The organism is Tropicibacter oceani, from assembly GCF_029958925.1.
Lineage (GTDB): Bacteria > Pseudomonadota > Alphaproteobacteria > Rhodobacterales > Rhodobacteraceae > Pacificoceanicola > Pacificoceanicola oceani.
Window position 1 is genome coordinate 142,302 of sequence record NZ_CP124616.1, and the last position, 23,575, is coordinate 165,876.

20 protein-coding genes are annotated in these 23,575 nt (G+C 64.0%); 11 read left to right on the forward strand and 9 right to left on the reverse strand.

Translation table 11 applies throughout. The annotated features are described in order from the left end of the window. The first annotated feature begins 60 nt into the window (after window positions 1-60). On the forward strand, window positions 61-492 hold the full coding sequence (locus QF118_RS00740) for an RbsD/FucU family protein (RefSeq protein WP_282300729.1): 432 nt from the start codon (window positions 61-63) through the stop codon (window positions 490-492). 3 nt (window positions 493-495) lie between these two features. On the opposite strand, the gene QF118_RS00745 is transcribed toward QF118_RS00740, so the two are convergent. The 3 genes from QF118_RS00745 to QF118_RS00755 all read right to left on the reverse strand — a co-directional run bounded on the left by QF118_RS00745 (window position 496) and on the right by QF118_RS00755 (window position 5,243). Next, complete coding sequence (locus QF118_RS00745) at window positions 496-1,737, reverse strand: aminopeptidase (RefSeq protein WP_282300730.1); 1,242 nt, start codon at window positions 1,735-1,737, stop codon at window positions 496-498. A 69-nt stretch (window positions 1,738-1,806) separates the two neighbouring features. Next, the gene (locus QF118_RS00750; protein WP_282300731.1) at window positions 1,807-2,784 is read right to left on the reverse strand and encodes a D-2-hydroxyacid dehydrogenase family protein; all 978 of its coding nucleotides are present in this window, start codon (window positions 2,782-2,784) and stop codon (window positions 1,807-1,809) included. Between the two features lie 194 nt (window positions 2,785-2,978). Beyond that, window positions 2,979-5,243, reverse strand: coding sequence for a putative bifunctional diguanylate cyclase/phosphodiesterase (locus QF118_RS00755; protein WP_282300732.1), 2,265 nt, complete (start codon window positions 5,241-5,243; stop codon window positions 2,979-2,981). A gap of 265 nt (window positions 5,244-5,508) precedes the next feature. On the opposite strand from QF118_RS00755, the gene QF118_RS00760 reads away from it, so the two are divergent. The 4 genes from QF118_RS00760 to QF118_RS00775 are packed head-to-tail and all read left to right on the forward strand — an operon-like array spanning window position 5,509 to window position 9,135. Then, complete coding sequence (locus QF118_RS00760) at window positions 5,509-6,150, forward strand: CerR family C-terminal domain-containing protein (RefSeq protein WP_282300733.1); 642 nt, start codon at window positions 5,509-5,511, stop codon at window positions 6,148-6,150. Then, window positions 6,147-7,097 carry an HlyD family secretion protein gene (locus tag QF118_RS00765; protein ID WP_282300734.1) on the forward strand — a complete coding sequence of 317 codons (951 nt, stop codon included), beginning with the start codon at window positions 6,147-6,149 and terminating at the stop codon, window positions 7,095-7,097. Before QF118_RS00760 ends, QF118_RS00765 begins: the two co-directional genes overlap by 4 nt. Next, a complete protein-coding gene (locus QF118_RS00770) occupies window positions 7,094-8,017 on the forward strand; it encodes an ABC transporter ATP-binding protein (protein WP_282300735.1) in 924 nt (307 codons plus the stop codon). The genes QF118_RS00765 and QF118_RS00770 overlap by 4 nt, the downstream gene beginning before the upstream one ends. Beyond that, complete coding sequence (locus QF118_RS00775; protein ID WP_282300736.1) at window positions 8,014-9,135, forward strand: ABC transporter permease; 1,122 nt, start codon at window positions 8,014-8,016, stop codon at window positions 9,133-9,135. The genes QF118_RS00770 and QF118_RS00775 overlap by 4 nt, the downstream gene beginning before the upstream one ends. Here the strand turns inward: QF118_RS00775 and QF118_RS00780 are convergent. The 5 genes from QF118_RS00780 to QF118_RS00800 form a co-directional block, all read right to left on the reverse strand. Continuing rightward, entirely contained in the window at window positions 9,132-10,361 is a 1,230-nt protein-coding gene (locus tag QF118_RS00780) for a Tm-1-like ATP-binding domain-containing protein (RefSeq protein ID WP_282300737.1), read from the reverse strand. The genes QF118_RS00775 and QF118_RS00780 overlap by 4 nt on opposite strands. 9 nt (window positions 10,362-10,370) lie before the next feature. Further along, entirely contained in the window at window positions 10,371-11,855 is a 1,485-nt protein-coding gene (locus QF118_RS00785) for an aldehyde dehydrogenase family protein (protein ID WP_282300738.1), read from the reverse strand. Between the two features lie 5 nt (window positions 11,856-11,860). Beyond that, window positions 11,861-13,378 (reverse strand): tripartite tricarboxylate transporter permease, encoded by a 1,518-nt coding sequence (locus QF118_RS00790; protein ID WP_282302518.1) that lies wholly within the window; start codon window positions 13,376-13,378, stop codon window positions 11,861-11,863. Between the two features lie 12 nt (window positions 13,379-13,390). Further along, window positions 13,391-13,930 carry a tripartite tricarboxylate transporter TctB family protein gene (locus QF118_RS00795; RefSeq protein ID WP_282300739.1) on the reverse strand — a complete coding sequence of 180 codons (540 nt, stop codon included), beginning with the start codon at window positions 13,928-13,930 and terminating at the stop codon, window positions 13,391-13,393. Window positions 13,931-13,996: 66 nt separating this feature from the next. Next, window positions 13,997-14,941, reverse strand: coding sequence for a tripartite tricarboxylate transporter substrate binding protein (locus QF118_RS00800; protein WP_282300740.1), 945 nt, complete (start codon window positions 14,939-14,941; stop codon window positions 13,997-13,999). Between the two features lie 114 nt (window positions 14,942-15,055). Here QF118_RS00800 and QF118_RS00805 point away from each other — a divergent pair, with 114 nt between their 5' ends. The 5 genes from QF118_RS00805 (at window position 15,056) to QF118_RS00825 (ending at window position 22,595) form a co-directional block, all read left to right on the forward strand. Next, window positions 15,056-15,865, forward strand: a complete 810-nt coding sequence (locus QF118_RS00805; protein ID WP_282300741.1) for an IclR family transcriptional regulator — start codon at window positions 15,056-15,058, stop codon at window positions 15,863-15,865. Beyond that, window positions 15,862-17,208: an aminotransferase class III-fold pyridoxal phosphate-dependent enzyme gene (locus QF118_RS00810; RefSeq protein WP_282300742.1), complete on the forward strand. Its 1,347-nt coding sequence runs from the start codon at window positions 15,862-15,864 to the stop codon at window positions 17,206-17,208. Before QF118_RS00805 ends, QF118_RS00810 begins: the two co-directional genes overlap by 4 nt. Before the next feature lie 200 nt (window positions 17,209-17,408). Continuing rightward, window positions 17,409-20,444, forward strand: a complete 3,036-nt coding sequence (locus tag QF118_RS00815; RefSeq protein ID WP_282300743.1) for a response regulator — start codon at window positions 17,409-17,411, stop codon at window positions 20,442-20,444. Window positions 20,445-20,643: 199 nt separating this feature from the next. Beyond that, window positions 20,644-22,224: an FAD-dependent oxidoreductase gene (locus QF118_RS00820; protein ID WP_282300744.1), complete on the forward strand. Its 1,581-nt coding sequence runs from the start codon at window positions 20,644-20,646 to the stop codon at window positions 22,222-22,224. Between the two features lie 2 nt (window positions 22,225-22,226). Next, on the forward strand, window positions 22,227-22,595 hold the full coding sequence (locus tag QF118_RS00825) for a cytochrome c3 family protein (protein WP_282300745.1): 369 nt from the start codon (window positions 22,227-22,229) through the stop codon (window positions 22,593-22,595). Window positions 22,596-22,620: 25 nt separating this feature from the next. Here QF118_RS00825 and QF118_RS00830 read toward each other — a convergent pair whose 3' ends face one another. Continuing rightward, complete coding sequence (locus QF118_RS00830; RefSeq protein ID WP_282300746.1) at window positions 22,621-23,055, reverse strand: MarR family winged helix-turn-helix transcriptional regulator; 435 nt, start codon at window positions 23,053-23,055, stop codon at window positions 22,621-22,623. A gap of 109 nt (window positions 23,056-23,164) precedes the next feature. Here QF118_RS00830 and QF118_RS00835 point away from each other — a divergent pair, with 109 nt between their 5' ends. Beyond that, window positions 23,165-23,431: a hypothetical protein gene (locus tag QF118_RS00835; RefSeq protein WP_282300747.1), complete on the forward strand. Its 267-nt coding sequence runs from the start codon at window positions 23,165-23,167 to the stop codon at window positions 23,429-23,431. Window positions 23,432-23,575: the final 144 nt, after the last annotated feature.

A 23,575-nucleotide genomic window follows, 5' to 3' on the forward strand; every position in this document is an offset into this window, starting at 1 on the left:
TCGCTTGCCCGCAGGCCCCTGCCTCGGGTCCAATGCCGCAAATCACAAGGAAGCCCGGACATGCTGCGCAACATCCCCCCGATCCTGTCTCCAGAGCTGCTTTATACCCTGCGGGCCATGGGCCATGGCGACGAACTGGTGATTGGCGATGCCAATTTCCCCGCCGAATCCATCGGTCCGACCGCCCTGCGCCTTGACGGCATCCCCGCGACCCAACTGCTTGAGGCCGTGTTGACGCTGATGCCTCTGGACGCCTTTGTCGACAGCCCGGCCCATGTCATGCAGGTGGTCGGTGACCCCGACGCCGTGCCCGAGATCGTGCAGAAGTTCCAGGAAATCATCGACACCACCGCCGACATCCCCGCCCGCATCGCATCGCTGGAACGCTTTGATTTCTATGACCGCGCCAGGACGGCCTTTGCTGTGGTCCAGACCGGCGAGACGCGGCTATATGGCAACATCATCCTGACCAAGGGCGTGATCGCCCCCTGACGGTCAGGATGCCCATTCGCCCTTGCGAAAGACCGGAACACGGCTGCCATCGGGCTTGAGGCCGTCGATATCCGTCTCGGCCCCGCCGATCATCCAGTCGACATGGATCATCGAACTGTTGCCGCCCTGTGCCGTGACCTGGTCTTCGCTCAGCGATGCGCCATCCAGGAAACACTTGGAATAACACTGGCCCAGCGCGATGTGACAGGCGGCGTTTTCGTCGAACAGCGTGTTGTAGAACAACAGCCCCGATTGCGAGATCGGAGAGCTGTGCGGCACCAAGGCCACCTCGCCCAGGCGCCGCGCGCCTTCGTCCGTATCCAGCAGCTTGAGCAGCACCGCCTCACCCTTCGAAGCGCGCGCCTCGGTGATCTTGCCGCCATCAAAGCGCACTTCGATCTCGTCGATCAGGCTGCCCTGATGCGACAATGGCTTGGTCGAACGCACATGGCCCTCGACCCGGGCGGCATGGGGGGTGGTGAACACCTCTTCGGTGGGCATGTTCGGGTTGCACAAAACCCCGTTCTGCGCGGTCGAGGCTCCGCCGTGCCATTCGTGCCCATCCGCAAGCCCCACCTTCAGATCGGTGCCGGGCCCGGTGAAATGCAGCGCATCAAAGCGCTGGCCGTTCAGCCATTCGGTACGGGTGCGCAGCGCGGCGTTGTGCGCTTTCCATGCGGCCACCGGGTCATCACCCATCACGCGCGATGCGGCAAAGATCGCCTCGGCCAAATTGGCCACGGCCGCGTCTTCGGGCAGATCGGGGAACATGCGCTTGGCCCAGGACGCCGTGGGATAGCTCAGGATGGTCCAGTTGATCCTGAAATTCGCGATGTGTTCCAGCGCCGGACGGTAGGCGATGGAATTGGCCTTGCCGGCGCGCGCAACCTTGTCGGGGTCCTCGTCGGCCAGCAGCATGGGGTCGTCGCCGACGATGGCCATACGCGCCGCTCCGCCTTCGAAGGCGGCTGCCATGCCATCCAGCAACCATTTCGGCGCCTTGTCAAAGCTGGCATCGTGGCCATTGCGATAGCGCGCCAGCGTCAGTTCTTCGTCGGACAGGATCGGGGTCACGACGCCGGCGCCGGCGCGGTAAGCCGCCGCCGCGATGCGCCGCACCAGAGGCATGGCGGCGACGGGCGCGGTCAGGACCAGGTCCTGACCTTCCTGCAAGTTCAGACCAACGGAAATGGCCGCCTCTGCAAGGCGGTCGAGGGCGCGGGGATCAATGATGTCTTTTGTCATGGTCTCATGCTGTCAGGACTGTCGGGAAATGAAAAGGGCACACACGGGTCCCTGTCTGGCCAGCGGCACCTAGCCACCGGTCCAGACTTCCGGATTGATCATGTGGATCGGCGCGCCCTCGGCATAGGCGTTGATCTGGTCGTAGATGTCACAAAACTGCATGTCCAACTCATCCTCGGTGACAAAGCCGATGTGCGGGGTCGCGATGACATTGGGATGGTGGATCACCGGATCGTTGCGGTCGGTCAAGGGTTCGACGTCAAAGACATCCAGCGCTAGGCGCCCGGGCCGCCCCTGTTGCAGGGCGGACTGGATAGCCCCGGCTTCGACCAGACCAGAGCGCGAGGTATTCACGAAAGTCGCCGTGGGCTTCATCACCAGCAGGTCTGCGGTCGTGACCAACCCGCGCGTCTGCGGTGTCATCCGCACATGGATGCTGACGAAATCGCTGGTTTCAAAGAATGCCTGGCGGCTTTCGGCCACCGTCTGGCCATCGGCCCGGGCCCGTGCGCGCCCCTCGTCCGAGCCCCACCAGACCACCTTCATCCCGAAGGCTTGGGCAAATTGCGCCACCTGTTTGCCGATCTTGCCATAGCCATACAGCCCCAGCACCCGTCCCTTCAGGGTTTGCCCCGGCGCCATCTGCCAGTTGCCCGCCCGCAGGGATGCCATCTGCTGCGGGATCTGCCGGGCCGACGCAAGGATCAGCGCAAAGGTCAGCTCAGCCGCCGCGATCGAGGGTTTTCCGGCGCTCATGTTGGAACACAGCAGCACGTCCCGCGCGGTGCAGGCGGCAACGTCCACATGCGGATAGACCCCGCGCTGGCTGATCAGCTTCAGGGGCCCAAGGCGGTCCAGCAACGCCGCCGTGACCGGGGTGCGTTCGCGGAACAGCACCAGCGCCTCGGCATCGTGCAAACGCTGCGCCAGAACATCAAGATCCTCGGTATGGTCGTTCCAGACCGTCACGTCATGCCCCTGCAGGCGCGCAAACCCAGGCAGGGTTCGCAGCGTGTCGAACCAGTCATCAAGGATGTGAATTTTCATGGTTTGATCTTTCGTTCTTGGCACGGGTTGCGCTGTTCGGGGCGAAGCTTGTCCCAGACGGGGCAGATCGTCCAGAGCCTTGACCGCACGCAAAGGGCAAGCGCCGTTTTGCGCGCGACCGACAGCCTCCCTTGGGCGTCGGCACTCCTGGCCTTGGCTGAGGAAGGCGGAGCTTGGGCGATCTGCGTCCCGCCCTAACCCGCCAGTGGCTTGCGGCTGCTTTGCGTCATCTGCAGAAGATAGCGCACCAGCTCGGGGGCGGGCATGGGCTGCGCCAGAAGAAAGCCCTGAAAGACCGTGCACCCGACAGCGCGCGCGGTCTGAAGCTGCTCGATGGTTTCGATGCCCTCGGCGCAGACGGAAATGTTCAAGGCATGGCCCATTTCCGCGATGCTGCCCAAAAGGCGCCGGTTCGAACGCGAATAAGGCGCAGCCTGAACAAGGCTTCGGTCGATCTTGAAACAATCGGGGCGCATTTTGAGCAGGCTGGTGACCGACGAATAGCCCGTGCCAAAGTCATCCACCTCGATGCGGAACCCGCGCTTTTTCAAGGCTTCGATATTGCTGGTGATCTGTATGCTCTGTTCATCCAGGCAGATCGATTCCAGAAGTTCCAGCGTGATGCGCGCCGGATCGACATTGATGCTGTCGATCTGCTCGATCAGACGTTCGTCATTCAGGCGGCGCAGGGATACGTTCACGGAAACCTGCGGGACAGATATGCCCGCCTTGTCCCATTCCTCCAGGTCCGCCTTGGCCTGCTCCAGAATCCGGTGGTCGATTTCCCCTTCGATCTTGAGCGTATGGGCCAGCGCCATGAAATCGCCCGGCACGCTATGGCTGCCGTCGGCATGGCGCCAGCGGGCAAGCGCCTCGACGCCGACCAGCGTTTCGCCGTCGCTGGCGAATTGCGGCTGATAGAACGGAACGATCTGATTTTCGCTCAACGCTTCGAGCAGTTCCGAGCTGCCATGGCGCGCCGATTTCGGCTGCGGCACGCCCGGCGCGGTAAAGACATAGCGATTCCGCCCGGCCTGTTTGGCCATGTACATGGCGTGATCGGCGCGGATCAGCTGTTCTTCGGGGGAAATATTCGCGGCTGCGTCGTGCTGGTGAATGCCCGCCGAAATGCCGATGCGGCATTTGCTTGTTCCGACCATGATCGGTGCGTTCATGCTGGCGATCAGCGCATTGGCCGTATCTTCCAGCTTTTTCCGGTCGATGCGGGCGCAGGTTTCGCTGTCCGGCTCAGGCGACAGGATCACCACGAATTCGTCGCCGCCACTGCGGATCAGGATGGCGTCGGGGCCCAGAACCTTGCGCAGCCGCTCGGCCACAAGCGACAACAGCTGGTCACCCACCGCATGGCCATATCGGTCGTTCACCTCCTTGAAGCCATCAAGGTCCAGTGTCATCAAGCCAGGATAGGGCAGACCCGCAATTTCCTTGAGCTTGCGATCCAGAAGCCGGCGATTGGGCAAGCCGGTCAAAGGGTCATGAAGGGCCAGCGCCTCGACCTCGCGCCTTGCCGATTCCAACTGCCGTTCCCGTTGGCGCAGCATTGCAATCGTCTCGCGGCGCTGGTTCGCCATGTAGTTGGTCAAGGCAACCAGCGCGAGGGCGATCAGCCCGGCCGCCGCAAGAAAGGCTCGGAACGGGCCAATGGACAGGGTGCTGCCCCAGCCGGCGATCGGTTTGGCCATCACAGTCCACGACCCGTTCGGAAACAGCACATGATCGGTAATCGGGGCATCCTGTCCGGACATCATCGGTCCGTAGAACTGCGGCCCATAGCGCCCTGTCCCGTCCCGCCCGAACATCGCGATTTCCAGATCAAGCTCGGGGTTGCTGACGCCGGCGTTGGAATACAGCTCGGGCAGATCCACGACCACGGACAGGATCCCCCAAAAGGCATGGACGCCATCGACTTCGGCATAGACCGGGAATCGCCCGACCAGCGCCTGCCCGCCTTGCACCAGGTCCAAAGGACCCGCCAGGATGAATTCACCGCTGTCGCGCACGTGGTAGACGGCGGCCCGCTGCGCTTCGTTCCGGGTATAGTCCAGCCCCAAAGCCGAGGCATTGTGTGCCAAGGGATGTATCATCGTGACCACCAGGTTCGGCGCCGCGGCAAGATTTCTGATTTCCGGGACCTTCTCGATCAGCGGCCCGGCCAATTCGGCAAAACGATCTGGTGTCATGTCCGGTTCGGACGACAGCGCCGCAACCAGAACCTGGGCGCCGCGGATCGGTGCGTTCACGCGGCGTTCCAGCCTTGTGGCCAAAATCGCCACCTCGTTGCGCACGCGGTCCCGTTCCTGCTGCAATTCGAATTGCAGGTTCGCATGGTCCGCAAATCCACTGGCCAGCACCACCACGACGGCGACCAGAAGCGTTGGCAGATATCTGCGCCAGACAGGGGGCAGGGTGCCCTCGGAAAAGGATGCCGTTTCTTGCATGATGTATTCACGTCCCACCCTGCATAAGCTGGTGGAAACGTTTCCAATTGGTTAACGCGGCCCGAACTACAAAGATTGCAATGCAATTATACCTGATCGCCCCATCGTTCACAGACCCGAAATCCTGCCCGGCCCACATGCCCTTTGCGCGGGCTTTACGGCTCGATCGCCCGAAATACCTGCACAAACCGGCAGTTGCGGCCCTTGGGACCGTTTCCATCAGCTTCGCTTGATTTCAATCAAACGTTTGACTAAACTTAGGTCCATGACAACATCATCCGATGAACACAGCACGCGCACAGCCTTGATCGAAGCGGGGATGCACCTGTTCGGGCATCAAAGCTTTGACGGCACCTCGATTCGGGCCATTGCGCGCCGGGCCGGGGCAAATGTTGCCGCCATCACCTATCACTTTGGCGGAAAGGACGGGTTGCGTCTGGCCTGCGCCGAGGCCATCGGCGACAAGATGAACGGCGTGGTTTCGCCCGCGCAGGCCCGCCCCCTGCCGCAATCCCCGCAGGCCGCCGAGGCCGAAATGCAGACCGCCATCCGCGGCCTTGTCGCGCTGATCCTGGGGTCGCAGGATGCGCGCGACATGGTCGCCTTTGTAATGCGCGAGCTGACCGTTCCGGGCACCGTCGCCGACCTGATCTTTGACAGGGTGTTCCTGCCCCGCCACGACAGGCTGTGCCGGCTTTGGTCCGTGGCCACCGGTCAACCCGCCGATACGGATCACGTCAAACTGGTGGTCTTTTCCCTGATCGGGCAGATCGCCTATTTCCGCATCGCAGAACCCTTTGTCGCGCGGCGCATGGACTGGCCCGAGACAGGACCGCAGCAGGCCGAGCAGATCGCCCAGGTCCTGATCGGCAACCTGACCGCCATGATCGAAAGGAACCGGGCATGAGCCTGTTGTGCAGCCTGCCGTTGATTGCCGCGTTGTTTTCAGCCTGCGACGCGCCCGCGCCCTTTGCCACGGGCTATGTCGAAGGGGAATTCACGCTTGTCGCCCCGGTGGAAACCGCCCAGGTCCGCAAGGTTCTTGTGGCGCGCGGCGATCGGCTGGCCGCCGGCGCCCCCTTGGTCGAGATGGAGCGGCGCGACGCCGAAATCGCCCTGGCGCAGGCGGACGCCAACCTGGCCCAGGCCCAAAGCCAACTGGCCAACCTGCTCGAAGGCGCGCGCGACGCGGAAATCGAAGTGATCGAGGCCACGCTTGCCTCGGCCCGGCTTCAGGCTGAAGAGGCCGAGCGCGCCCGTGAACGCATCATCCAGCTGGCCGATCGCGGCGTGGTGACAAGCGCTCAGCGCGACGACGCCATCACGGCCGCGCAGGTGGCGCAGGCCCGGGTCACGCAGGTTTCGGCCGAACTGGCGGTGGCGCGCCTGCCTGCCCGACCGCAGGCCATCGCCCAGGCCAAGGCCGCCGTCAGCGCCGCCGAAGCCGCCCGTGACCAGGTGTCCTGGCGGTTGGATCAACGCCGGCTGTCGCTGCCCGAACCGGTCACCGTGATCGACATCATCCGGCAAGAAGGCGAAATTGCCGGCCCTTCCGCCCCCGTTCTGGCGGTGTTGGCGGACGGCGCCATAAAGCTGCGCCTTTACGTACCGCAAAGTTCTTATGCGCTGATCGCTGTCGGCGATCTGCTAAGGGTCAACTGCGATGGCTGCCCCTCGGGCGGGCAGGCGCGCATCAGCTATATCTCGGACGAGCCCGAATTCACCCCTCCGGTGATCTACTCGGTTCAGAACCGGCAGAAACTGGTCTATCTGGTCGAAGCGCGCCCCGAGCCGGGCAGCCCTTTGAAACCCGGGCAGATCGTCGATGTTGCCCTGCCAAAGCCCGCGCAATGAGCGCCCATGCCATCAGCGTCACCGGGCTGACCAAGCGGTTCGGCGACAAGACCGTGGTTGACCGGGTATCGCTGGATGTCCGCAAGGGCGAGATCCTGGGTTTCCTTGGCCCCAACGGGTCGGGCAAGACTACGACCATCCGCATGATGTGCGGCCTGCTGGAACCCGACGAAGGCAATGGCACGGTTCTGGGGCAGGACATCCGCCGCGACCGCCGGGCGATCAAGCGTCGCGTCGGCTATATGACCCAGCGCTTTTCTTTTTACGAAGACCTGACCATTGCCGAGAACCTCGATTTTGTCGCCGGGCTTTACGGCATGGCACCCAAGGCCCAGGTGGTGCGCGACACGCTTCAGGACCTGGGCCTGACCAGCCGCCGCGACCAGTTGGCAGGATCGCTTTCGGGCGGCTGGAAACAGCGCCTCGCGCTGGCCGCCTGCATCATGCACAAGCCCGATCTTTTGATGCTGGACGAACCCACGGCAGGCGTCGACCCCAAGGCGCGGCGGGAGTTCTGGGACGAAATCCACCGCCTGGCGCAGGGCGGGCTGACTGTGCTGGTCTCGACCCACTACATGGACGAGGCCGAGCGCTGCCACCGCATCGCCTATATCTCGTACGGCCAGCTGATCGCCCAGGGCACCGTCGCCGAGGTGCTGCAAGGCGCAGGGCTGACCACCATGATTGTCAGCGGTGACGCGGTCAGCGCGGCGGCCCAGGCGCTGCGCGGCGCCCCCGGCGTCGACCAGATCGCTCCCTTTGGCGCATCGCTGCACGTGGTCGGACAGGACGCGGCGGCGCTGGAAAGCTCGGTCAACCAGGTGGCCCGTCAGACCGGCTGCACGGCGGCGATGGCCGAAACCAGCCTCGAGGACGTTTTCATCCAGCTGATGGGGCAGACAAGGGACAACATGCGATGAACCGGTTCTTTTCGCTTGGTCGCCTTCGCGCGCTTCTGGTCAAGGAAAGCATCCAGATGCGCCGCGACCGCGTGACCTTTGCCATGATGCTGGGCGTGCCGCTGATGCAACTGATGCTATTCGGCTTTGCCATCAACACCGACCCCAAGGAACTGCCCGCCGTGCTGGTTGCCCCCACCCAGGACAGGTTCACCCGCGCCATGGTCAGCGCGCTTGAGCTGACGGGCTATTACCGCTTTACCGAAATGGGCGCGTCCGCCGCCCAGGCCGAGGCGATGATCGCACGCGGCGACGTGTCCTTTGTGGTCACCGTGCCGTCGGACTTTGGCCGCCGGGTCGAACGCGGCGACGGCGCCTCGATCCTGATCGAAGCGGACGCCACCGACCCGTCGGTGGCCTCGGGCGCGATTTCTACGCTGTCGACGGTGGCCAGCTCGGCGCTGGAGCGCGAGGCCGGGTTTACCGCCCCCGCCGCCCCGGTCCAGATCATCGTGCACCGCCGCTATAACCCCGAAGGCATCACCCAATACAACATCGTCCCCGGTCTGCTGGGCGTGATCCTGCAATTGACCATGGTGATGATGACCGCCATGGCCCTGACCCGCGAAACCGAACGCGGCACCATGGAAAACCTGTTGTCCATGCCCGCCACGCCGCTGGAAATCATGCTGGGCAAGGTGATGCCCTACCTGGCGGTGGGCGGGGTGCAGGTGGTGGTGGTTCTGATCGCGGCAAAGCTGGTGTTCAACGTGCCTTTTGTCGGCTCCCTGCCGCTGGTCCTGGCCGGGATTTTCGTCTTTGTGCTGGCGCTGGTCATTCTGGGATACCTGATTTCGACCCTGTCGCGCACCCAGATGCAGGCGATGCAACTGACCTTTTTCTTTTTCCTGCCGTCGCTTTTGATCTCGGGTTTCATGTTTCCCTATCGCGGCATGCCACTGTGGGCGCAATGGCTGGGCGAGATCTTTCCCCTGACCCATTTCCTGCGCCTGATCCGGGCGGTCATGTTGAAAGGGGCGGACTTTGAAACGGTTGTCCGGTCGTTTGCGGCGCTTGGCCTGTTCACCTTGCTGCTGACGGTCCTTGCCCTGCTCCGGTTCCGGCGCACGCTGGACTAGGGCACGGTGCCCTCGGCGCGCCAGGCGTCGAAAATCTGTAGCGCCTTGTCGGCAAAGCCCGGGTCGTTGATGTGGCAATCAATCCGGTGCAGCGCCACGGTGCCGGGCAGCGTCGCCTCGATCTCGGCCAGGAAGGCGTCCAGCCCGGGCCGGTCATGCAGGTCCGCCCCCACGCGGTCCCACTCCCCCAGTCCGGCCTGCGGCAAGATCATCGCCACGGGCCCCTTGGCCCCGGCCAGCTGGCGCGCATGGGCCCGCGCCACGGCCTTGCGTTCCTGAGCGTTCAGCACCACCGAGGTCAGCAGCCGGTTGTGCGCGTGCTGCAGGTGCCCCGCCCATTTTTCCGGCACCGGCTGCCAGCCGACGATATCGACCAGGTCATAGCACCCGGGCGCGACGATCTGCGGCGTGCCGCTGGCGCCGGCATTGGTCAGCCGGTCGGCCCCGGCGGAAATGCTGGACCCGTGCTCGTGGTTGCCCAGTTCCTGCGTGCAAAAATCGAAGACGCAGGCAAAGGCGCCCTGCCGCGCCAGGTTTTCAAAGGCCCGTCCGCCCATGCCGGTCGCGTGGAACACCGCAACTTCGTAGCCGCGCGCCTCAAGCGCGGGCTTCAGCGGCACGACATATTTCAACGCCGAGGTGCCCAGCGACGTCATCCCGATCAGCGGCCTGTCGCGGGTTGGTTTTTGCACTGCCCGCGCCGCCCCCAGAACCGCGCCCGCCGCCTGGCTGAGCGAGGCCTTGCAGACCGAATTCAACCCATACAGCCCACCCGCCCACAGGATCATCTGAGTATCCGCCGCAAGGCGTTCCGCCGGAACCAGAGGCGAGAAACTAACCGTCGAGACGATGTATTTCGGAACCCCCAGCGGCAGGGCCGAACAGACATCCAGCGCCAGGTCGGTGCCCATCGTGCCGCCCAGCACGATCACGCCGTCAAACTGCCCTTCGGCGTACAGCCGCGCCGCCAGCAGGCTGGCGCCCCTGGCCATGATCTGCATGGCGTGGTTTTCATCGCCGCTGTCGATGGCCTCCTGGATCGAGCTGCCCGCCTCCTGCGCGACGTCATGTTTGGAATGATCGGTTTGCTGCGACGGGTCGCCCAGCACCGATACATCCATGGTGACGACCCTGCCGCCCTGGTCCCGGATCACCCCGGCAAGAAAGCCCAGTTCGTCGTCCTTGGTGTCATAGGTTCCGATCACCAAAATGGTCCTGTCGGTCATGGCAGCCCCCTAAAGCCTGATCCAGGCGGTCTTGAGGTTGATGTATTTGTCGATCGCATGCAGCGACTTGTCGTGGCCGTTGCCCGATTGCCCGACACCGCCCAGCGGCACCGTTCCGTCGGCCCCGCCATAGGTGTTCACATGCATGACGCCGGTGCGCACCGCGCGCACCATCCGGTGCGCCCGCCCCAGGTCCGAAGTCCAGACCGCTCCGGCAAGACCATAGACCGTGGCATTGGCGATCCGCACCGCCTCGGCTTCGGTGTCAAAGGGCGTCACGGCCAGCACCGGGCCAAAGACCTCTTGCTGCGCCAATGTCGCGTCTGGCGTCACCCCTGTCACGATGGTCGGCGCCATGTAATAGCCGCCGCTTTCCTGCAGGATACGCCCGCCCCCGGTGATGACCTGTCCGCCCTCGGCCCTGGCCGTGTCGACAAAGCCCAGGTTCCGCATCAACTGCGCTTCGGAATTGACCGCGCCGATATGGGTGTCCAGACGCAGCGGATCACCGACACGCATCGCCTGCGCGGCGCTTGCGACTTCGGCGACGAAATCATCGTGAATGCTGGCCTCGACCAACAGGCGCGAACCCGCCACGCAGACCTGCCCCGCGTTGCGAAAGATCGCCGTGGCCGCGGTCCTGGCGGCCTCGGCCAGATCGGGGGCATCGGCAAAGACGATGTTGGGGGATTTGCCGCCCAGTTCCAGGTAGACGCGCTTCATGTTCGAACGCGCGGCGTATTCCATCAACCGCCGCCCGGTGCCGCCCGACCCGGTAAAGACCAGCGCGTCCACGTCCATCGACAGGCCCAGTGCCTCGCCGACCACGGCGCCCTTGCCCGTGACCACGTTCAGCACCCCGGGCGGCAGCCCCGCCTCGAGCGCAAGTTCGGCCATGCGCAACAGCGTCAAAGACGCCGTTTCCGCCGGCTTGAGCACGACGCAATTGCCCATCGCCAGCGCCGGCGCCAGTTTCCAGGCCCCGATCATCAGCGGAAAGTTCCATGGCACGATCACGCCCACGACACCAACCGGCTCCTTGTGGATCAGGCCAAGGACATCGGGGGCTGTCGGGGCGATTTCGCCATAGATCTTGTCCAGGGCCTCGGCGTAATAGCGGATGGTTCCTGCCGCCGATCCCGGCTCGGCGCGCAGGGCCATGCCGATTTCCGTGCCATTGTCGCGCACGCCCAGAACCGCCAGCTCCATGGCGTTGGCCTCGATCAGATCGGCCCAGCGCAGCAGCACCTTCTTGCGCGCGGCGGGGGGCTGGGCAGACCAGCGGCCATCGTCAAAGGCGACCCTGGCCGCGGCAATCGCCGTCTCCATGTCCCTGGCGGTACCCATGGCAACGCTGGTCAGCACGGTGCCGTCGATCGGCGACAGGACGGGCATCCGGCCGCCGTCCGATGCGTCGACGACCCGGCCGTCGATCAGGTGAGAGAAGGCCGGGACAGGCAAGGCCCGCAGCGCATCTATCTTGCTTTGATCCAATGGGGTCACCTCATCTGGCTGTCGTGCATGTCGTGGTCCGCGTCGGTCTGATGGGCATTCCATTCCCGCACCAGCGCCCGGATGTGCAGCGCCAGGACGATCAGGATCATCACGAACAGAACAAAGGAAATCGGGCGGTCGATCATGTCCAGCGGAGTCTTGAGCCGCGGCAGGGCCGAGCGCAGCTTGACCTCCATGATGCCGCCCAGAACCATGCCAAGGATGATCGGGACAATCGGCAGGTTCAGCCGCTTGAGCACCAGCCCAAGCACACCAAAGCCCGCCGAGATCATGCAATCGGTCAGCGAATTGCGCAGCGAATAGACCCCGACAAAAGACAAAAGCAGGATCATTACCCCCAGGAACCGCGTCGGGACGCGGATGATCCGGGTCAGAAGGTTGGTCGAGAACAGCAAGAACACCATGACGATCAGGTTCAGCGCGATCAGCGCGAAATACAGCCCATAGACAAGGTCGATGTTGTTCTGGAACAGCTGCGGGCCCGGCACGACGTTGTGCACGTAAAAGACCGACAGCATCATCGCCGTCAGCGCTTCGCCCGGGATGCCCAGCGCCAGCAGCGGGATCATCGCCGCGGCCGGCACGGCGTTGTTCGCCGCCTCCGAGGCGATCAGCCCTTCGGGTGATCCCTTGCCGAAGGCCTCGGGGGTTTTCGAGGTTTTCTGCGCGTAGGTATAGCTCATGAACTGGGCGGTGAATTCGCCGGTGCCCGGGATCATGCCCAACAGGACACCAAAGCCCGAAGCCACCGTCGCGACGCGTTTGTGCTGCAACAGCTCCTTGATGCCATCCGACATCCTGCCGGTCACCGGCTTGGCATCGGGTGTGCTGTCCGGTTCGGTCAGCAAAAAGAACGCCTGGCTCAGCGCGAACAGGCCAAGCACCACGACGATCAGGTTGATGCCCGAACTCAGAAACGAAAGACCAAAGGTAAAGCGTTGGGTATAGGTCACCGCGTCCAGCCCGATGGTCTGCAGGAAGATCCCGAACATCGCCAGAAGTCCGGCGGCAAAGATCTGTCCGCGGTGCGCAAGGATCACCAGCAAGATGCCCAGGAAGGCGGCCAGGAAAATCTCTCGGCTGCCGAACATCGGGGCGACCAGGGCCAGCACCGGCGATAGCAGGATCAGGCAAAGGATGCCGAACATCCCGCCCCAGAAGGACGCGCTGTAGGCCAGCGACACGGCGCGGTGCGCCTGCCCCTTCTGGGTCATCGGATAACCGTCATACGAGGTCAGCGCATTGACCGCCGTTCCGGGCGTGTTGATCAGAACCGCCGGAATGGCCCCGCCGTACATGGACGACCCGTAGATGCCCAACAGCATGGTCAGCCCGACGATCGGGTCCAGCGAAAAGGTGGCGGGCAGCAGGATGGCAATGGCCACGGCGGGCCCGACGCCAGGGATAGCGCCGATGGTCACACCGCCGACCGATCCGACAAGCAAGGCCAGCATCACGTCCCAGCGGGCCAGCATTTCCAGTCCTGCAATCAGGTTTTCCATCATCGGGTCCGATCAGAAATAGGTCAGCATGATGCGGCGCAGCCCCTCGGGCAGCATCTCGTAAAGCTGGCCAGAGGGCAGGTTCACCCCCAGCAGCGTCTTGAACAGGACAACGATGACAACCGCGCACAGCACCGCGGCCAACAGCGCGGACACCCGGCGATACCCCACCCGCAGGCAAAGCCCCACGGCGAAAAGCACCGTCGCGGGCAGGTAACCGGCATAGGGCACAAGGGCGGCATAGGCGATGAACCACCCCGCATATTCCAGCGAGGCGATCCAACGCCACACTTCGCGCCAGCGCCCCGGAATGCGCTCAGACAGCGCTGATCCCAACAGGTGAAAGGCAGCGAAAAAGGCCATGCCGCCAAGGGACACCGCCGGCCAGAACCGGGGCTGCGCAAACAGTTTGCCGCCGCTGCGCCAGGCCGTCTGGTCCACCACCTGCGACAGCAAGCCCAGCGACACGATCAGGGCAATCCATGCAAAGACGATGTCACCCGGCCGGCGGTAGCGCTTGAACAAGGATTGGAGCGTTTGGACACGCGACACCGTGCGACCCCCGTCAGATCGGAAAATGGCCGGGCAGCGCGGGCCGCCCGGCCGGACAAGCCTGGCCTATTCAGACAGCATCTTTTCGATGCCCGCCAGCGTCTCGATATCCTTGGTGATCTGCGCGGCGACCTCGGCGGCGGGTTGCCAGTAGACGGCGGCGCCGGTTTCGCGGGCCAGGGTCTGGGCGCGTTCGGACATCACCGTCTTTTGCGCCACGGCGATGATCTTGTCCTGCACGTCCTGCGGCGTGTCCTTGTGGACGAACAGACCGTTCCACAACGACACGTCCAGCTCCGGCGCCAGTTCGGCAACCGTGGGGGTGTCGGGCGTCAGGGGGATACGTTCGGACCCGATCGAGGCCAGCACTTTGACATCCCCAAGGCAGGGCAGGATCAGCTGCAGCGTGGTGTTGATGACATCCACATCGCCAGAGGCAAGCGTGTTGCAGTCCAGCGCATCAAAGGCCGCGTCCGAAGCAAAGGAGAACCCCATCTTGCGGGCCAGGCCAAAGGTCACCTGCGTCGGCACCAGCGGCGCGCCGAAATGGCCCAGAACCACGTCGTTTTCCTGCGCATGGGCGGCCAGCCCCGCCATGTCGTCATAGGGCGCGTCGCCGCCGGTCGCGATGACGAACGGATAGGTCAGGAAATTGCCCAGCGGCACAAAGGGGTCGGGGTTCAGTTCCGGGATGCCGATCTGCGGGCCGACCACCGGGATCGCGATCAGGAAAGACCCGACCGTGTAGCCATCAGCAGGGGCCGTCGCGACCGAGATGGCGCCGGGGAACGGGCCACCGCCGCCGCCAGGCTTGTTCACCACCGCCGACGGCACGCCATAAGCCTCCGAGAAATCCTCGGCGATCATCCGGGTCAGGACATCCTCAAGGTCACCGGGGGGCCAGGGCACCACGAATTCAACCGGCTTTTCGGGATACTCGGCCTGCGCGGCTCCGGTAACGGCCGCCAGGGCCAGGGCCGCCACGGCCATCGGCTTTGCCAATCTGGACATCTTTCTTCCCTCCGCTTCGGTTCACATTGTGAACCATCGTTTCTGAAAAAAGGTTGCCTTGTTAATCTTCATGTGTCAAATTTTTTCTGAACCCGGACGGAAGGACCCGAGGCAATGTCCTCTGCGCGCAAAACGCTTGAGCTTTTGAGTTTTTTTTCGACCGCCCGCCCGGAAATCGGGTTGTCGCAATTGTGCCGCATCGCCGGACGGGACAAGGCGACGACCTATCGCCACCTGCAGGCGCTTGAAACCGCAGGATTTGTCGAACAGAACCCGGTGACCCGGCAGTACCGGCTGGGACCGGCGGTCATGCAGCTTGCGCAAGTGCGCGAGGCGACGGTGCCGCGCAAGGCCTCGGCACAATTGCCGATGACGCAGCTGGCAGACGTCACGGGGGAAACCGCCCATGTGTCTGTCCTGTCGGGCAACACGCTTTATGCGCTGGCGTCCTGCGAATCCCCGAAACACGGCACCCGGGCCGTCATCGACATCACGACCTTTCCCCTACATGCCACCGCTTCGGGGATCTGCGCGCTGGCTTTCGGGCCAGAGCAGCTGTTCAAATCCGCGACCGCCAGGATGACGCCCTATACTGCCAACACACCGGTCACCCCCGATGCCGTGGCCCGGCTGGTCGAGGACGCGCGCGCGACCGGCTTTGCCCGCTCGGACCGCAGCTTTGAGGCCGAGATCCACAGCCTGTCCGCCCCGATCTACGATCAGACCGGCCTGTTTGCCGGCGCGGTGTCCGTGGCCTGTGTCGCCTCGCGTTTCACGCCCGCGCTTGAACACGACATCAAGACACAGCTTGTCACCGCCAGCCGCGACATCACCCGCAACTGGGGCGGTGCCCTGCCCCCCGAAATCGAGACCGCCTGGGCCAGTTCCCTGGCACCTGCGCAGACATTGGACATTGCAAAATGAAAGACTCGAATTTCCTGAAGGAACAGAATGGCCGTCTGATGTGGCATCCGATGACCTCGCCGCAGGACAGCATCCAGAACCCGCCCAAGATCATCACCAGTTCGGCCGGGGTGACGATCACCGATATCGACGGCCACCAGGTGGTGGATGCGGTGGGCGGGCTGTGGAACGTCAACCTGGGCTATTCCTGCCAGCCGGTGAAGGATGCGATTGCCGCCCAGCTGGACCGCCTTCCGTACTATTCCACCTTTCGCGGCACCTCGAACGACGTCGCAATCGAGCTTTCGCACGAGCTGAGCACCTTTTTCGCCCCTGACGGGCTGACGCGGGCCTTTTTCACCTCGGGCGGGTCGGATTCCGTCGAAACCGCCCTGCGGCTGGCGCGCCAGTACCACAAGCTGCGCGGTGACGCGGGCCGAACCAAGTTTCTGAGCCTCAAGAAGGGTTATCACGGCACGCACATCGGTGCTGCCTCGGTCAATGGCAACGCCAATTTCCGCAACGCCTATGAACCGTTGCTGCCCGGCTGTTTCCACATTCCCGCGCCCTACACCTATCGCAACCCCTTTGACGAAACCGACCCTGCGCGCCTTGCCCAGCTTTGCGCCGCCGCGCTCGAGGACGAGATAGCCTTTCAGGGGGCCAACACCATCGCCGCCATGATCATGGAGCCGATCCTGGGCGCTGGCGGCGTGATCCCCCCGCACAGCTCATTTGCGCCGATGGTGCAAGAGATCTGCAATCGGAATGGCATCTTGCTGATCACCGACGAGGTCATCACCGCCTATGGCCGCACCGGGGCCTGGTCGGGTGCGCGCCTGTGGGGCATACAGCCCGACATGATGTGCACGGCCAAGGCCATCACCAACGGCTTTTTCCCCTTTGGCGCTGTCATGCTGGGCGACCGGATGATCGAGGTTTTCGAAAACAACGCCGCCGCCAAGATTGCCCATGGCTATACCTATTCGGGCCATCCGGTCGGTGCGGCAGCGGCGCTGGCCTGCCTTGCCGAAACCCGGCGGCTGAACGTCATCGACAACGCCGCCGCCCGGGGCACGCAGCTATATGACGGTTGCCGCAAGCTGATGGAGAAATACGACATCATCGGCGACGTTCGGGGCGGGCATGGCCTGATGACCGCCATCGAAATGGTCAGCGACCGCGCCACAAAGGCGCCAATCGACGCGGGGACCGCCGCCACGGTGCAAGAGATCGCCTATCAGAACGGCGCCATGATCCGCGTGTCCGGTGCCAACCTGATCCTGTCGCCGCCGCTGGTGCTGTCCCAAGCGGACGCAGACGCCATCCTGTCGGCGCTTGATGCGGGCTTTGCCGCGACCTGACGGACCATCCAGGGCCGCAGGTCGATCTGCGCGCCGCCGCCGCCCGGCCGCGCAAGGTCATTTCCGCTGCACCCGGCACACAGCGGCGCGATTTCCCGGCCCCTGCCCCACCCGGGCATCACGAGTCGGTTGCGGGTTACATCCAGATCATGTGATGTATGGATGATACCGCAACCGATTTGATACGAGGCGGCACATCCATGACCGAAGCTCCGCAAGGCACGTCGCAACCGTTCATCAATGGAGATGAACTCGAACATGTGCTGGGGGCAATCCGGACACGGATCAAGGCGGTTTTTGTTCTGCTTGCCGCCGTGGTTCTGGCCACCATCCTTGTTCTGGGCCTTGCCGACCGGCATCGCGGCATTCAAGAGATCAGAGCCCTGGCCGCACGGCATGCCGAGCACGTGGTGACCGTTCAGACCAAACGCATCGCGCAAACCCGGGATTTTCTGCACCGTCTTGCCACCCTGGACGCCGTGCGCGCGCCGGGCGCGCCCGCCTGCGCCGATGCCCTGACCGAAATCCTGTCGTTGACGCCGCAATACGTGAACCTTGGCGCGACCCTCGCCAATGGCGATCTGGTTTGCAGCGCCGCGCCGCTGGCCGCGCCGATCAACGTCGCCGACCGCCCTCATTTCCAGCGCACCCTGGCGACCGAAACCTATGGTATCAGCACATTCCAACAGGACCAGGTGGACCGGGGGGCCACCATCACCTTTGTCAATCCGGTCTATTCCAGGCAGGAGCCGGATACGCTGATCGGCTCTGTTTTCGCGGTTGTCTCAATGGATTGGTGGTCCGGAGAGCTGACCGACATGGGGCTGCCCGAAGGGACCGTCGCCTTTGTCGAGGATGAAAGCGGGCAGATCGTCGCCAGCTTTCCCAAGCGGCCCGACCTTCAGGGCACAGACTTTGCCGATTTGCCCACCTCCTTTGACCAAAAGACCCGCGATGCCGAAATCGACGGGGTGCGATTTGCCCTGACCCGCCACCTTCTGCTGGAAGACGATCTTGGCAACCCGGCCTTCATGTGGCTGGGGCTGCCTTTGGACAGCGGAGTGCAGGAGGCGAACCGCGCCCTGTGGCTGGAGCTTGCCGGGGCCTTCGCCGTATTGTCCCTGATCTGGTTCATGACAGCCCACACGATCCAGAAACGCGTGTTCGGCCCCCGCAGTGGCCTGCACGACGCATTGCACAGGGACGCGCCGGGGGATCACCCCACCGGAAGAAACGCCGGGACTGCAAGGCCCTCGGACTTTCACAGGATCGCGCGCAGTTTCCAGCAGATAACCCAGGACCAGCAGCGCGCCCAAAGCGGTTTGCAGTCCAGCACTGACCAGATGTCGGCGTTGATCGCCGCCCTTCCTGACAACATCTTTCGGATCTCGCAGGACGAACGCATCATCGAATATCACAGCCCCGACACCGCCGACCTGCTGCATGCGCCGGACTTTTTCCTGGGGCAGCAACTGAACAGGGTCCTGCCGCCCGACGCCTATGCCTGCTTTGCCAAGGCATTGCAGACCCACAAGACCACCGGCAAGGTGGTCAGCTGGGAATACCACCTTGATCTGGCCATGGGCCGGCAGGATTTCGAGGCCCGGATCAGCGCCATCACCGGGCGCGACGAATACCTTGTCGTTGCGCGCAACATCACCCAGCGCTGTATCGCCGAACGCGGCAGGACCGAGGCCGAGGAACGCCTGAACCGGATCATCGCGAACCTGCCCGGGGCAATCATCGCGATGCAACATCGCGGCACAGACTTGCCGGACCATCTGTTTGTCAGCCCCCGGGTCGAGGACCTGTGGGGCTACACCACCGATGAAGTCTACGAAAACCCCGGGCTTTTGCGGTCCAGTGTCAAACAGGCGGACTTGGAGGCCATGTTCGCCAAGATGTACCAGGCGGTCGAGGACGGAAAACCCTTTACCCACAGGTTCCAGATCACCACACGGTCCGGCGCAAGAAAGTGGCTGGACATCCACGCCAGTGTGCGGCGCGACGCCGACGACATGATCCTGACCGACAGCTTTTACCGGGACGTGACCGCCGAAGTGAAAATGCAGGCGGCGCTCGAGACGCAGACAGCCGTTGCCCTGCAGGCCCAGAAACAGGAAAGCATCGGCCATCTGACCGGCGGCGTGGCCCATGATTTCAACAATCTTCTGGCGGTCATCCTTGGCAACCTGGAACTGCTGCGCGAGGAAATCGCGGACCCTGACCTGCACCAGCTGATTGATGCCAGCATCGGGGCGACACATCGCGGCGCCGACCTGACCCGCAAGATGCTGGCCTTTGCCCGCAAGGCGCGGCTTCAGCCCGAGGTGATCGAGCTGAACGACATCGTCCGCGAGATGGTGCAATGGGCCGGGCGCGCCTTTCCGGCCAATACCGCGATCGAAACCCGCCTGTCCGAAAACCTTGCCACGCTCGAGGCCGATCCGGGGTCGACAGAAAGCGCGCTGTTGAATTTGCTGCTGAACGCCCGCGATGCCATGCCCGATGGCGGCAGGATCACGGTGGAAACCGGCAACGTGACCCTGGATGCCGCCGAGGCCGGCCAGATCTGTCCCGACATGCCGGCCGGACCCTATGTCATGCTGGCCGTTACCGACACCGGCCACGGGATCGCCAAGGACGAACTGGCCCGCATCTTCGATCCCTTCTATTCGACCAAGGCCCCCGGCTCGGGCTCGGGGCTGGGTCTGTCCATGATCGAGGGTTTCCTGCGCCAGTCGAAAGGTGGCGTGCGCGTTATGTCCGAACCCGGAAAAGGCACGCGGTTCGAACTGCTGTTCCGGCCGTCGATAAAAGGGCGCCAAGCCGAACTTCCCGACCTGCATACCCCCGAGGGCCATGGCAAAGGCGCGCGGATCCTGGTTGCCGAAGATGAACCCGAAGTGATGGCCCTGATCGTGACCGTTCTTGAACGGGCCGGTTATGACCTGGTCGCCGCGCACAGCGGTGACGCCGCGCTGGCCGCCTTTGACGCGGATCCGACCTTTGACCTGCTGCTGACCGACATCGTCATGCCGGGCAGCTTGCAGGGGCCGGAACTGGCCGCCGTGCTGAAGGAAAGAGCGCCGCAGTTGCCTGTTGTCTACATGACCGGCTATGCGTCGGAAACGACCCTGCACCGCATAGCCGCCCCAAGCGAAGGCACCCTGCTGTCGAAACCGTTCATGCGCAAGGACTTGCTGGCTGCAGTCCGCCAGGCCTTGCAAGGCTGAGATGCCGCATGACGGGACCGGCGATGCGGGTTCGCCACTAAGCCTGCCCCGCGATTTACCGGGGTTAATGCGGCGTTTTGCAGTCGTGAAACACTGCTGATCGGGCCCGGTGCGGTTGGTGCCTTTCCACATGAACCGACCGCGCGGCGGGTTCGGGGGCGGACATCGCGACGCCCCTCCTGACACGTAGGAGGACGGCATGGACAACAAAGGCAGCATCAAAACCACACGGCGCGGCGTATTGCTGGGCGCAGGGGCCGGAGTGGGCACGGCAGCACTGGGCATGGCAGCAGCGCCCGCCCTTGCCGCACCGGCAGCGATCCCCGAAACCTGGGATGACGCAGCCGACGTGCTGGTCGTCGGATACGGCGGCGCGGGGGCTGTCGCAGCGGTCACGGCACATGACGCCGGGGCCAAGGTGATGGTCCTGGAAAAGCAGGCCTCGGACGGGCACACATCGAACACCCAGATGTGTCTTGGCGTCTTTTTGTCCCCCGACACGGTACAGGGCTGCATCGACTACATGAGCGTCGCCTCGCTGGTGAACGTCGACATGCCGGAGTCAAAGGACATCGACGACGACACCATCCGCGTCTGGGCCGAGGAAAGCGTCAGAAACCGCGATTGGCTGACCAGCATGGGCGTCCAGGAATTCGAGGTCTTTTCCGCCACCGGGCGCGATCCGGACTGGCCCGGCAATGACCAGATCAAGGCCTATCAGATCAAAAAGCCAGACGGATCGGTCGGGATCGGCAAGGACCTGTTCGAATTTCTCGACGGGCTGGTGCAGGACCGCGGCATCGACGTGCGCTGGGATGCGCCCGGCAAACGCCTGATCACCGACGCCGACGGCGCGGTCGTGGGCGTTCAGGTGACACAGGGCGGCAAGGACCTGTCGATCAGGGCACGGCGCGCCGTTGTCCTGACAACCGGCGGTTTCGAATTCGACATGGCCGCGCGGCGGACCTATCTGCCGGCCTCGCCGATGGTCTTTTACGGCAACCCCGACAACACCGGTGACGGCATGCGCATGGCGCAGGGCGTCGGCGCCGACCTGTGGCACATGACGGTGCTGGGCGGCGGGTTCAAATACCAGTTCGACGGGTTTCCCACCGCCTTTGCGCCCAGCTTTGGGTCCGGCAGCTACATGGTGGTCGACAAGTTCGGCGAACGCTTCAAGTCCGAGGCAGAGCTGGGCGGCTATTCCGGCTATTGGAACGCGCTGGTCTATGACACGGTCAACTATACCTGGCCGCGCATCCCCGCCTGGTACGTCTTTGATGAAAAGCGCCGGCTGGCCGGGCCGATCGTCTATACCTTCTTTGGTGCCGCGGGCCCCATCGGCATGTACGACTGGAGCAAGGACAACAGCGCCGAGATCGAAAAGGGCTGGATCAAGCGCGCCGACACGATCGAAGGGCTGGCCGCGGAAATGGGCGTGGACCCGGCGGTTCTGGCCGCGCAGGTGCAGGGCTTTGACGATGGCGAGGACGCGGATTTTGGCCGTGCCGCCAGCAGCATGGCGCCGCTTGATGCTGCGCCCTTCTACGCGGTGCAGCTGTGGCCGGGCCTGAACAACACCTTTGGCGGGCCGCGCCGCAACGCCAAGGCGCAGATCATCGACACCTTTGGCGATCCGATCACCGGGCTTTACAGCGCCGGTGAGCTTGGCTCGATCTTTGTCCAGTATCCGCAGGGCGGTGCCAACGTCGGAGAATGCCTTGCCTTTGGCCGCATCGCCGGGGCGAACGCCGCCGCCCAGCCGGTGCGCGGGGAATAGCGGTGCGGGTTCCCACTTGGGCCCGCCACGGCATGGCCGCCATGGCCATGCTGTCGCTGTCCGGGGCGGCGCTGTCCCAGGAAACCGGGGACGGCGCTGCGCCGCATCTTTTGGCCGACACCCATGTCGACATGGGGCTGGACTGCACCGCATGTCACCAGGGCAGCGCGCCGCCCCAGGCCGTTGGCTCGGCAGTCTGCAAGACCTGCCATGGCACATTCGATGCCCTGGCCAACCGGACGGCCGAGATCGAGCCGAACCCGCATGCCTCTCACAAGGGAGAGCAGGCCTGTGAAACCTGCCACCGGGCGCATGAACCATCAGTGGATGCCTGCGCGCAGTGCCATATGTGGGGTTTCAAGGTTCCCTGACCGGCAGAGCGCGCAAGCGCACCGATCAAGAGCCGGGAACCGTGCCGCCCAGCCCATCGCGCACCTGTCGCGCCAGATCAAAGAACGTGTTGGCGTTCTGCCCCAGGGCCGCCGCCAGCATGTCATCCACCGCGTCCCAGGCCGCCTCGATCCCGGCAAGCTGGGCGCGCCCCTTGTCCGTAAGTTCCAGCACGTTCTGACGCCGGGACGCGGGGTCAGGCCCGCGCGAGATATAGCCAGCCGCCAATAGCCTGTCGGTCATCGTGCTCATGCTGGCCGAGGTGATCTGAAACTCGGACGCCAGAACCGCCTGGGACACCGGGCCGATGCGGGCCATCGCCTCGATCACGCGGGCCTGCCTTGGTTGCAGGCCAAGCGGCGAAAGCCGCCGGCGAAGTTCAGCCTCGACCAGCTCGGCGCTGTGCAGGAGACCGTGAAAACGGTGTTGATCAGCTTGCATGCTGATAGTTAGTATCCTATTCTTTTGGAGGATACAAGGGCTGCCCCCGCAGTCCAATCAGGATTCGGCCATGTTTTCCGCGACGCGCAGCGCACCCAGATTTCCCGTGATGTTTGCCGCCCTCGCCGCAACCAATCCGGCCTGTCAGAACCGGTTCGTACAATACCTGCCGGAATTCCTGCCGCAGGATCCGACGCTGACCTGCGCCCTGCCGCCGGACAATGTTCCGGTCGAACGCTCGACCCCCAGAAACCGGACCGGCGCGGGCCAAGCGGGCTCGCACCAGAAACTTGGCTGTCTTGCGACGGAAACCGGCTGTGCCCCCGTACAAGGAGAGACGGTTTGCGATGCAAGCCGTCGCCCGCCGCGTCCCTGACCCCGCCTTTTGATCCGGAGCCGTCCTGAATGACCCGATACCCGATACACCGTCCATCCGGCCAGAACTGGCGCTTTGGCCTTGGCGGGGCATGGACATCCGCCAGAATCGACACCCTTTGATGTGACCCCCCTTTGCGCCAAA